Annotated in this window: 10 protein-coding genes and 2 pseudogenes; 7 read left to right on the top strand and 5 right to left on the bottom strand. The window is 63.7% G+C overall.

Annotated elements, in window-relative coordinates; genetic code table 11:
* Position 1 precedes the first annotated feature (1 nt).
* From F813_RS0107725 to F813_RS14510, 5 genes and pseudogenes are all read right to left on the bottom strand, one after another.
* Positions 2-766, bottom strand: coding sequence for an ABC transporter permease (locus tag F813_RS0107725; protein ID WP_017926117.1), 765 nt, complete (start codon positions 764-766; stop codon positions 2-4).
* Complete coding sequence (locus F813_RS0107720) at positions 763-1725, bottom strand: daunorubicin resistance protein DrrA family ABC transporter ATP-binding protein (RefSeq protein ID WP_012982747.1); 963 nt, start codon at positions 1723-1725, stop codon at positions 763-765. The genes F813_RS0107725 and F813_RS0107720 overlap by 4 nt, the downstream gene beginning before the upstream one ends.
* 45 nt (positions 1726-1770) lie before the next feature.
* Complete coding sequence (locus tag F813_RS0107715; protein ID WP_012982748.1) at positions 1771-2241, bottom strand: aminoacyl-tRNA deacylase; 471 nt, start codon at positions 2239-2241, stop codon at positions 1771-1773.
* Positions 2242-2286: 45 nt separating this feature from the next.
* Positions 2287-3363: pseudogene (locus tag F813_RS14630) on the bottom strand (diguanylate cyclase domain-containing protein).
* A gap of 670 nt (positions 3364-4033) precedes the next feature.
* Positions 4034-4557 (bottom strand): annotated as a pseudogene (locus tag F813_RS14510) (GGDEF domain-containing protein).
* 1231 nt (positions 4558-5788) lie between these two features.
* On the opposite strand from F813_RS14510, the gene F813_RS0107700 reads away from it, so the two are divergent.
* The 7 genes from F813_RS0107700 (at position 5789) to F813_RS0107670 (ending at position 11671) form a co-directional block, all read left to right on the top strand.
* The gene (locus F813_RS0107700; RefSeq protein ID WP_017926111.1) at positions 5789-6787 is read left to right on the top strand and encodes an LLM class flavin-dependent oxidoreductase; all 999 of its coding nucleotides are present in this window, start codon (positions 5789-5791) and stop codon (positions 6785-6787) included.
* 83 nt (positions 6788-6870) lie between these two features.
* Positions 6871-8070, top strand: a complete 1200-nt coding sequence (trpB, locus tag F813_RS0107695; protein WP_017926110.1) for a tryptophan synthase subunit beta — start codon at positions 6871-6873, stop codon at positions 8068-8070.
* A gap of 65 nt (positions 8071-8135) precedes the next feature.
* Entirely contained in the window at positions 8136-8402 is a 267-nt protein-coding gene (locus F813_RS0107690) for a DksA/TraR family C4-type zinc finger protein (RefSeq protein WP_017926109.1), read from the top strand.
* Between the two features lie 36 nt (positions 8403-8438).
* Positions 8439-9368: a histone deacetylase family protein gene (locus F813_RS0107685; RefSeq protein ID WP_017926108.1), complete on the top strand. Its 930-nt coding sequence runs from the start codon at positions 8439-8441 to the stop codon at positions 9366-9368.
* 28 nt (positions 9369-9396) lie between these two features.
* The gene (locus F813_RS0107680; protein ID WP_026148197.1) at positions 9397-9954 is read left to right on the top strand and encodes a CPBP family intramembrane glutamic endopeptidase; all 558 of its coding nucleotides are present in this window, start codon (positions 9397-9399) and stop codon (positions 9952-9954) included.
* 48 nt (positions 9955-10002) lie between these two features.
* Entirely contained in the window at positions 10003-11295 is a 1293-nt protein-coding gene (locus tag F813_RS0107675; RefSeq protein ID WP_017926107.1) for a ferric reductase-like transmembrane domain-containing protein, read from the top strand.
* A 7-nt stretch (positions 11296-11302) separates the two neighbouring features.
* Positions 11303-11671: a cytochrome b5-like heme/steroid binding domain-containing protein gene (locus F813_RS0107670; protein WP_017926106.1), complete on the top strand. Its 369-nt coding sequence runs from the start codon at positions 11303-11305 to the stop codon at positions 11669-11671.
* The last annotated feature ends 3 nt before the right edge of the window (positions 11672-11674 follow it).

Genomic DNA, 11674 nt, shown 5'->3' with positions numbered 1-11674 from the left:
CTTAGCCCCGAGCCAGACGCCGATTCAGGGCCCAGACGGACAGCGGTGCAAAGATCACCGCTATCACGGCAGCCCACACAAGGGTCCACAAAGCGGGCTCCAGCGCATGCCCCCCACTCAGCAGGGCACGCGAGGCGTCCGCCAGCAACGAGACGGGGTTGGCCTGCACAAAGGGCTGCAGGACGGCAGGCATCGTCTCCAGCGGGACAAAGGCGGTGGAGACGAACGTGACCGGGAACAACGCCGTAAAACCGAACAGCTGGACATGCTCCGGATCACGCGACAATACGCCGACCAGCACCATCATCCAGGATGCGGCCGACGCGAAGACCAGCACCAGCGCCACCATCGCCAGCACCTCCCAAACCGACGTCTCGATCCGGAAGCCCAGCAACACCCCCACGACCAGCAGCAGCGCGATACAAAGCGCCTGTTTCAGAAGATCGGCCAGGATCCGCCCCGCCAGCGGCGCCCAGCGCGGAATCGGCAGGGCGCGAAAGCGGTCGAACACCCCACGCGTCAGATCGGTGTTCAGGCCATGCCCGACATAGACGGTGACAAACAGCATGTTCATCGCGATCACGCCCGGCAGCACAAACGGCAGGTAGGCTTCGGTCGAGCCCGCGACCGCTCCGCCGAACACATACAGGAAAAGCACCAGAAACAGGATCGGCTGGATGGAATAATCCCCCAGCTCCCACGGATTGCGGCGCACCTGCACGAGACTTCGCCACGCCAGAGCCAGGGTCTGGTCGAGTACCTTCATGTGCCCTCCTCCGCCGGCTCCGCCGTTGCCTCGGCGGCATGACCGGTAAGGGCCAGAAAGACATCATCAAGGCTCGCGGTGCGCAAGCCGACCTCGACAACCTCAATGCCCGCCTGGTCCAGAGCCCGCAGCACCTTCGGCACTACGGCACTGGTCGTCACGGCCACACTCAGGGTGTTGTCCCTCGCCTGCGGCCGTTCCCCGACCGTCCGCGCGATCACCTCGGCCGCATCGTCTATCCGGGTGACATCCGCCAGCACCACGAACAGGGAGCGTCCACCCACGCGTTCCTTCAGCTCCGAGGCGGTCCCCTCGGCGATAATCCGTCCGCGATCCAGCACCACGATTCGATCCGCCAGGGCGTCCGCTTCGTCGAGGTACTGCGTCGTGAGCAGGACGGTGGTGCCCTGCGCCCGCAGTTCCCTTACCAGGCGCCACAGGTCACGTCGCGCCCGCGGGTCGAGCCCCGTGGTCGGCTCGTCGAGAAAGAGTATGGCGGGATTCCCCACCAGGCTCGCCGCCAGATCCAGACGGCGCCGCATGCCACCGGAATAGGTCTGTGCCGGACGATTCGCCGCATTGAGAAGATGAAACTGCCCCAGCAGCTCGTCCGCACGCCGACGCGCATCGCGACGGCCCAGACCCAGTAGTCGTGAAATCAACAACAGGTTCTCGCGCCCCGTCAGCTTCTCGTCGACCGAGGCGTACTGCCCGGTCAGGCCGATGATCTCGCGCACCCGCGCTGCATCGTGCACCACATCGAAGCCGCCGACCTCCGCCGTCCCCGCATCCGGAGCGATCAGGGTGGCGAGCATGCGAACGATCGTGGTCTTTCCAGCACCATTCGGCCCCAACAGACCCAGGATACTCCCGGTTGGGACTTCCAGATCGACACCATCGACGGCGCGAGTGCCGTTATAGCTGCGTACCAGTCCCTGCAAGCGAATCGCGATTTTCATGTACGCAGCATTCACCGCCCCAGCCGGTGGCGCAACCGGATGACGTTACAAATGCCGGCTGAACAGTCCGTGCCGAGCCGCTCCCAGCAGGTCTCTCCAGGCCAGGGCGGGCAGCTTGACCAGGGTCTCGTGGTCACCACCCTCCAGGTAGACATCCCCTTCGGTGGGGGCATGTTCGTCCAGGATGGGCTCGAGACCATACGGCGCGGCCAGGGCCGGAATCGCCCCCAGGGCACAGTCGGGGAAGCGTTCCGCCACCTCCTGCTCTGTGGCCAGGCCGACATGTTCTCCGATCAGGTGGTGGAGTTGTCCAAGATGCAGGCGCCGTGATGCCGGCAGGATGGCCAGCATGTAATGCCCCGCATCCTCGACGAGAACAGCCTTCGCCAACCGGTCCCCTGGCACATGCGCGGCCTCCGCCGTGCGAGTAGCACTGCTGGCATACGGATGCCGGACCAATTCAAAGGAGACGCCCTGCGCCGCCAGATAATCACTCAGGGTTCTCGCGATGCCCATGCTGTGGCCCTCTTGCCGTCCTCATCCCCGGACTATAGACCCGCATCATCCAACCGGCTGGACAACTCGCTGCTTGTCCTCGGTCTCCGCGATTTGAAGGCGATTACGTCCGGCGTCCTTGGCGTGGTAGAGGCACTGGTCCGCCCGGGCGAGGGCCGTCTCGAAATCTCGTGCATCGCGCATACTGGCCAGCCCCGCGCTGAACGTTACTCGCAGTCCATTGCCGCCAATCGGGAGCGTCGTGCCGGCGAAGGCCCGTCGAATGTCGTCGAGTACGGCCCATCCCTCATCCGGCTGCGCATGGCCCAGGAGCACCACAAACTCCTCGCCACCCCAGCGGCAAAGGAGATCGCGGCCCTTGAGATTGCGGCGAAGATGCTCGGCAAAGGCACGGATCACTTCATCGCCTGCCTCGTGGCCATGCACGTCATTGACGGTCTTGAAATGATCGAGATCCATCAACGAAAGCACCGCGGGAAAACGTTCCGATGGAAACTCGGCGATCGCTTCCTCGAAGCCTCACCGGTTCAACAACCCTGTCAGGGGGTCCCGGCGCGCGTCGACGCTCAGTTGTTCATGGGTATCGACCGTCGCGGAGTACGAGCGCACCCGCATCCACTCGGCAAGCACGGCCAGCAGAACCAGCGCCGCGAGGGCCACCATGATCCGGCTCTTCTCCACCAGGCTGTAGGGGTAGACCCATTCCTGGCTATAGGGCCCGTACAGCCCCAGCGCCACGACCGCGATGAACAGCGCGCAAACCCACATGGTGAAACGCACACTGGTGAACCCGGCCATCACCATGATGATCGCCACCGGAAACGCGAAATAGACGCCAGTGCCTTCCACACCCCCGTGCAGGATCAGAAAGACCCCCAGTAGAAAGGCGAGCGCCGAAAGGAAGTAGCTCACATCCCGAGCTCGTCCCGTCAGGCGGCTATACAACATGAACGCCAGACACAGGACCGCCGTCACCAGGAGCACCAGCGCCAGGCCGGAGCGCCCGGCCATCACGGCCAATGTCCCGAATATCACGAGGATCGTCGAACCGACGGTCGCAAACAGCGATACGAGCAGTACGCGACGCTCGGCCTCGATCGCCTCGGGTGTCCTTCCAGCCATCCGCCCCCTCCGTCGGAAACGCCGGGCTCGCCCTCCTGGCCCTGGTCAGCGCAAGCATCCTGTCGCGCTCGTCAAACTCCCTGCTGCCCTGCGGTAGCCCTTCCCGCACTGCCATTCGCCGCCCCACACGGGAGGCCAGCCGTGTCGAGTGCGGACCGCCACGCTCGGCAACAAACCGCCCTGACACCGGATGGGCCGCAACCATCGCCCACCGCGGCAGCAGCCGTGTACAGAGGCGTAGACAGAAAGGCCGCCATCGGCCGCCAATGGATTGAATAAAATAAAGCCCACGAGTATTGCGCCCCTGTTGAACAGGAGACGGCCCAGATGACGCAAACCTTCCGTTCGCCGCGATGTACCCCCTGGTTAGGTTCCTCGCTCCCGAACCATGCACCGACTGAACGCAGGCCCTGATCCAAGGTTCCCCTGGCACGAACTGCCTCGTGGGAGGCCCTCAATCGGCCGTTCTGCTGGCCGCTATTCCGAGAGCCTTCCCGCCCGTTGGCCGAACGGCGAACGGCCGTTGAAGAAGCCTTTAATGCGTTCGCCAGGCGATCGAGAGACGGCCATCAGGGGAGACGTCGGCACCAGAATGGCACCGTTGAAGGAAGCCGACCGACGATGCCCAGAGGCCCTGATGGATTCCATGAAGGAACCCTGCATTACGGGCTCAAGCCGGGAGAATATCTGGAGGTTCCTGGTCTTTGTTCCGGGGTACCGCGGCAGACACAGGCTGAAGCCCGGCATCGTCAGGTTCCCCCGCCGTATTTTCCGCTTCAGACAACTCTAGATGGTTGCGCCCCCTGTCCTTGGCGCGATAGAGGCTTTCATCGGCTTCGACCAATGCCTGTTCAAATCCCCCGGCATTCTGCAAGCAAGACAACCCCGCACTAAAGGTCAGCTTCAAGCCGTTTTCGCCAACGGGCAACACCGTCCTCGCGAAGCCGATTCGAATGTCGTCCACGACGGCCAAGGCCTCGTCTGGCCCGGCTTCGGTGATCAGCAAGAGGAACTCTTCCCCCCCCAGCGGCAAAGCAGATCCCCTCCCCTCACACAGGGGCGCAGATGCCGGGCAAAGGCGCGAAGTGCATGGTCTCCCGCCTCGTGCCCGTGCTCGTCATTCACTGACTTGAAATGATCCAGATCCAGTATCGCCAGCACCACAGGAAAGCGTTCGGGGGGGAGACCTGCCATCGCTTCCTCGAACCCACGCCTGTTCAGCAGTTTGGTCAACGCGTCGTATCGTGCATCCGTCCTGAGTTGCTCGTGGGTGTTGAGCGTTGCGGAGTAGGAACTCAACCGTATCCATTCCGAGAACACCGCCAGCAAAACGAGAACGGCCAGCCCGAGCATGATGTGCATCTTTTCATCGGCGCCATAGGGATAAACCAATCCCTCGTCTACTGGGCCAAAAAGTGCAAGCGCGACAACCGATAGAAAAAGGGAACAAATCGTCAATGTAAAACGAACGCTCGTAAATCCTGTCATCACCATGATGATAGCCAGCGGGAAGGAAAAGTAGGCTCCGGCACCTTTCACACCACCATGAACAACAAGGAAGATTGCCAACATGAACGCAAGTGCTGAGAAAAGGTAACTAACCGTTCTGATCCTTCCAGACAGCCGACCATATACCATCAATCCTAAACTTAATACCGATGCCCCAAGGACAACAGAACCCAGAACCACGAACCCCGCCGACATCGACAGAATGCCAAAGATAAACAAAATCAATGAACCTGACGTTGCAAAGATGTTCACGAGCACAGTGCGACGCTCGTTCTCGATTTCTTCCGGTGTTCTTACAGTCATCCGTTCTCCTAAAACGCACCGGCCTTGGTCTTCTGTTGATGCGACGAATATCGTGTTTCGCGAGGGCCGCACCCAGCTCCGTCGACGCTCACAGTGCAGAGGATTCACGACGCGAAAGCTACGCCACGCCCTTAACCCAAGTTAATATTCGTGAGCGACAACCCTTAACCCATGTTAAGGGAGGCCAATACCAATTTCCTGCCAGCAATCTACACGACCCACCACCCCTTCAGAGGGGATTTTTTGTGACGCGATATACAAAACCCTGCATGTACAGGAGACCACCACGGCCATTCCCTGACAGGGATCTCGTGACCAATGGATGAGAGAAGCCATAGTAATCCAATCGTTGAGACTGGGGTGATTCAGTTTCAACAATTGCCGAACAGCAAAAGCAAACTTAGTGGAACTGGTCAGGCAGCAGGGGTGCAGACATACATGGCCATACCAATATTATGGGAACGTCAGCAGGTGCTTATTCAGACATTCGATGCGCAAGTTTCGATCACACATTAACGAATTAGAAAACTAGTTCGTCTACCGCGTTTCGCGGGAATGAGGAAGCGCACCCTGGATCCCGGGAAGGGGACCGCAGCGGGCGTATAATGGGCGAATGACTCAATATTCAGTTCTCGATCTCGCTCCGATCACCGCGCACGCTGACGCCGGCCAGGCCCTTCACAACACCCTAGATCTGGCCCAGTTGGCGGAGAAACTCGGATTTGGACGCTACTGGCTCGCCGAACACCACAACATGCCCGGGATCGCCAGTGCCGCGACTGCGGTGGTAATCGGCCAGGTGGCGGCCGCCACGACGCGGATCCGCGTGGGTGCCGGCGGCATCATGCTGCCCAACCATGCGCCGCTGATCGTGGCCGAGCAGTTCGGCACCCTGAATGCTCTGTTTCCCGGTCGAATCGACCTCGGGCTCGGACGGGCGCCGGGCACGGACCCGGCGACAGCCCGTGCCCTGCGCCGCAGCGCGGAGAGCGACCCCGACCAGTTCCCGCGGGATGTCGCGGAGCTGCAGAGCTATCTCGCCGATCCCGTTCCCGATCAGGCCATTCGTGCGATCCCGGGCGCCGGTTCGCGCGTTCCCGTCTGGATCCTCGGGTCCAGCCTTTTCGGGGCCCAGCTCGCAGCGTACCTGGGGCTGCCCTACGCCTTTGCCTCGCACTTCGCCCCGGGACAACTACATGACGCGATCGCGATCTACCGCCGCGAGTTCCGGCCCTCCCCGGAGCTGGACGCACCCTGGGTGATGGCCGGCTACAACGTCTATGTGGCCGACACCGATACCGATGCGCAGACGCTGGCCAGTTCCATGGAACAGGCCTTCATCAGCCTGCGCCGCGGCCGGCCGGAGCCGATCCAACCCCCGATTCCGCACTACCGTGAGCAGCTCGACCGCACGGAGCGGGCGATTGTCGAACAGACCATGGCCTGCTCCGCGATCGGGGCACCCGACACCGTCGAGCGGGAGATGCGCCGCTTTCTTGAAGCCACTCAGGTCGACGAACTGATCCTGACCACCACGACCTTTGATCACGAGGCCCGTCGTCGCTCCCTGGAACTCACCGCCCAGGTCTGCGACCGCCTCTCGCGTTCCTGAGGGCCGCGTTTAAGCAAACGTGCTTGGCAACGGGCGCCCGGGACAGGATCATTTGCCCTTTCAAACATGCACGAGGGCGGGCGATGTCGTATCTGAAGGATTTTCCGAACCAGGAAGGTTATTTCGGCGAATTCGGGGGTGCGTTCCTGCCCCCCGAACTGGAACCGCATTTTGCCGAAATCAACCGGGCCTACCTCGCCCTCGCCCGCTCGGCCGATTTCCTGAACGAGCTGCGCTACATCCGCAAGCACTATCAGGGTCGCCCCACCCCGGTGTACTACGCCCACAACCTGAGCCGCGAGGCCGGCGCACATATCTATCTCAAGCGCGAAGACCTGAACCACTCCGGAGCACACAAGCTGAACCACTGCATGGGCGAGGCCCTGCTGGCCAAGCACATGGGCAAGCGCAAGCTGATCGCCGAGACCGGCGCCGGCCAGCACGGGGTCGCGCTAGCCACGGCAGCTGCCTACTTCGGCATGGAATGCGAAATCCACATGGGCGAGATCGACATCGCCAAGGAAGCGCCCAACGTCACCCGCATGAAGCTCATGGGCGCACAGGTCGTGCCGGTCTCCCTCGGCGGTCGTTCGCTCAAGGAGGCCGTCGACTCGGCCTTCCAGTCCTACCTGTCCCAGGCCGACGAGGCGCTGTTCGCGATCGGCTCCGTGGTGGGTCCGCACCCCTTCCCGCTGATGGTGCGCAACTTCCAGTCGGTGGTCGGCATCAAGGCGCGCGAGCAGTTCATGGAGATGACCGGCGGCGAATTGCCCGATCACGTGGTCGCCTGCGTTGGCGGCGGATCCAACGCGATGGGCATGTTTGCGGGCTTCATCGAGGACACCGGCGTACAGCTGAACGGGGTCGAGCCACTCGGACGCGGCACGAAGCTGGGCGAGCACTCCGCCACCATGACCTACGGCAAGCCCGGCATGATCCACGGCTTCAAGTGCATGTTGCTGGCCGACGAGGAAGGCAACCCGGCCCCGGTCCACTCCATCGCCTCGGGCCTCGACTACCCCGGCGTCGGCCCGGAGCACTCCTACCTGAAGACCATCGAGCGCGTGGCCTACCATGCGATCAGTGACGACGAAACGCTGGAGGCCTTCTATCGACTGTCGCGAGCCGAGGGCATCATTCCGGCGCTGGAGAGTGCCCATGCCGTCGCCTGGGCGATGAAATATGGCCGCGAGAATCCCGGCGTCACGATCCTCGCCAACCTGTCCGGCCGGGGCGACAAGGACATCGACTACGTCGCCCGTGAATTCGGCCACGGCGACTAACGCCTCGGGAACTCCCTCCCAGGGCCTGGGTATCTAACACCCACAGGTGTTGACGGAGCGGTGTGATGGCGGGTGGCTGGTCCAAAGACGGCGCGGAACAGGAGCAGATCGACGACACCTTCGAGGACGCGCTGGCACGTGTGCGCAGCCAGCTCCCCGAGGGCGAGAGCCTGGAGACGTGCGAGGAATGCGGGGCCACGATCCCCGAGGCCCGCCGCCGTGCCCTGCCCGGCGTACGCCTGTGCGTCCCCTGCCAGGAAGCGCATGACGAGGCGAACGCGGGCTTCAGCCCCTACAACCGGCGCGCCTCCAAGGACAGCCAGTTGCGCTGAACCCTGCCGTTCCCCGCGGCCACTATGCCGAGGTCGATGCCGATGACCCGCACCCTGTACATCACCCACCCCGCCTGCCGGCTTCACGATGGCGGGCCCGGACACCCGGAGTGCCCGCAGCGCCTGGCCGCGATCGATGCGGCACTGCAAAACCTGAATGGACTGGAACGCATCGAGGACCCGCCGGCGGCCACCGACGAGGACCTTTTGCACGCCCACACCCGCGCCTATGTGGACGCGATCCACGCGGCACAACCCGACCCGGGCGTTCGCGTTGCCGTGGACCCCGACACGCACATCAACGAACATTCCATTCGCGCGGCCCACCATGCAGCCGGCGCGGCAATCGAAGGGACGCGCCAGGTCCTTGATGGCAAGTCCACCAATGCCTTCTGCGCAGTTCGCCCTCCGGGACACCACGCGGAGCGGGACCGGGCGATGGGCTTTTGCCTGCTCAACAACGTGGCGGTCGCGGCGCTCTGGGCCCTGGACGTACACGGCCTGAGCCGTGTTGCAATCGCGGACTTCGACGTCCATCACGGCAACGGGACCGAGGACATCTTTCGCGATGACCCCCGGGTGCTGTTCTGCTCCAGCTTCCAGCATCCGTTCTATCCGAACCGCCCGCTGTCCCGGCGCGAGCACCTCGTCCATACACCGCTTGCGGCGGGGACAGACGGTCCCGCCTTTCGTATGGCGATCGAACGCGACTGGCTGTCCGCCCTGGAGCGATTCCGGCCCGAGCTGATCCTGGTGTCGGCCGGGTTCGATGCCCACCGGGACGACCCGCTCGCTGGGCTCAATCTGCTCGAGAGTGACTTCGAGTGGATCACGCGCAAGCTGGTCGCGATTGCCGAACGGCTCGCGGGTGGCCGCCTGGTCTCGGTGCTGGAAGGTGGCTACGATCTCGCGGCGCTGGCACGCAGCGTGCGCAGCCATGTGCATGCGCTGACGGAAACCACGTAACCACCCCATGGTGCGCTACCCTGCGCCCATGAACCTGCGCAGCCACCCCCTCCTGATCGGCCTGATGTTCCAGGCCGCTCTGATCCCCCTGGCATTCTTCCTGGCCGCAATCGCCGGGATTCCGCTCGGCGAGCACCTGCACTGGGATCCGGATCATGCGCTGATCGGGGTGATCGCGGTCCTGCCGATGCTGGCGATGCTGGGGCTGGTCGCGCATTTCGGCGGGTCCGCCTATGACACCCTTTCGGGCCAGGTGCGCGACTTCATCGCGCGGCTGTTCGGTAACGCCTGGCCGGGGGCCATCCTGCTGATCTCGCTGCTGGCCGGGCTCGGCGAGGAGCTCCTGATTCGCGGCGTGCTGCAGACCTGGCTGGACACCCACCTCCCGGCGTTCCTGGCCATCCTGATCGCCGGGGTGATCTTCGGCCTGGCCCATGCGATCACGCGGCTCTATTTCGCCTTTGCGACAGCCATCGGCCTTTATCTGGGGCTCGTCTATTATCTGACGGACAACCTGCTGGTGGTCATCATTACCCACGCGCTGTACGACTGGATCGTGATCCACTGGTACCGGCGCAAGCTCTAACACCCACTTGCAGCGATTTCCTTAACGGACATTCTCAAGGGCGCCGCCGTGAACCGACTCCACCGGGGCGATTTTCTGTTACTGCTGGCGCTGCTCGTCCCACTCTGGGCCGGTGGCCACCTGGCGCCCATCATCTGGGAGCGCGACGAGGTCATCCGCTGGCTGACGCAGGTCTCCGGGGTACTCGCCCTCACCAGCATGCTGCTGGCCGGCATCCTGAGCATCCGGCTCCCGCACAGCGACCGCCTGTTCGGCGGGCTGATCGATCTCTGGAGACGCCACCATGCCCTGGGCGCCGCCTCCCTGCTCCTGGCCATCGCCCATGTCTGGCTCGTCGCCGCCGGGGGTCTGGGGCACTCGGTAGCATCCGCCGTTCACCGCCTGTTCCCGGGCCCCGATCACTGGCCCATCCTCGCCGGCTGGGCGGCACTGATCGTGCTGGTCATCGTGCTGGCGCCAACCTTCAAGTTCTTCGGCGAACCCGGCTACGCCCGCTGGAAACGCCTGCACGCATTCTCGGGGCTCGCGCTTTTGTTGGGGATTGTCCATGCCTGGCCTCTGGCTCAGGCCACCTGGCCCTGGTGGGTACTTGGACTACTGGCCCTCGCCGCCTACCTCTGGCGCAAGCTGCTGTCGCCCCGAATCGGACGGCACACCTATCGCGTGGAGCGCCTGGACCGGCTGACCCCGAGCATGGTCGAGCTGTGTCTGCGCCCCGAACAAAAGCCACTGGACTACCAACCGGCGCAGTTTGTCTATCTGACACCGCTCGACCCGGGACTGGCCAACGGCCAGGGTGAGGAACACCCATTCACCCTTGCCTCCGCACCCGGCGAGGAGCACCTGCGCATCGGGATCAAGGCGCTGGGGGACGGGTCGCGCGCGTTGCAGGAGATCGCCCCGGGCAGCCCGGTCCAGGTCGAAGGCCCGTACGGCACCTTCCTGCAGGGGCATGACCGCAAGCGGCCGGCGGTCTGGCTGGGCGCGGGAGTCGGCATCACCCCCTTTGTGTCTGCGGTACGCGCGCTGGCGCGCGAAGGACGTTCGGCCAACCCTCCCGTGCACCTTTTCCAGCTGGCCGATCGGCGGGAGGCGGCGGCCTACCATGACGAACTCGAGCGTCTCGCCAACACGATCGAGGATCTGGACCTGACATTGCACCTGCGCGAACGGGACGGCCTGCTCAACGCCGATTTCCTGCGGCAGCACGGTGCGGATTTCGCATCCGCCGAGTTCTGGGTCTGTGGTCCGGGGGTTGTCGATCGTTACGTCCGCGGACTCCTGCATGCCGAAGGCGTGCCGAACTCGCGTATCCACTCAGAGGCCTTCCATCTACTGTGAGCACGCCATGACAAGAACCGGCCAGACTGTCTATACGCTCCTAGTCGCCTTCATCGCGAGCCTGCTGACTCTCCTGGCCGTGCATCTGCTGGGCCCGGACACCACTCCACCGGTCGTGGAAGGCGACGAGGGCATCACGTACGAGGAACTGGCCCGCCACGCCAGCGAAGACAACTGCTGGATGGCAATCCATGGCGTGGTCTATGACCTCACGGAGTACCTGCCGCGCCATCCGACGCCGATCGAGGAGGACTGCGGAACGGATGCCTCGCACGGATGGGATACGAAGGGCACCGGCCGCCCCCACAGCCGCCGTGCCCACGACATGCTCCCCGACTACCGCATCGGCGTACTCGCCGGCGAGGGGTCGCCTTGAATC

It is taken from the genome of Thioalkalivibrio sp. HL-Eb18, assembly GCF_000364985.1.
Taxonomy (GTDB): Bacteria; Pseudomonadota; Gammaproteobacteria; order Ectothiorhodospirales; family Ectothiorhodospiraceae; genus Thioalkalivibrio.
This window is presented reverse-complemented; position numbering and strand designations above follow the sequence as displayed.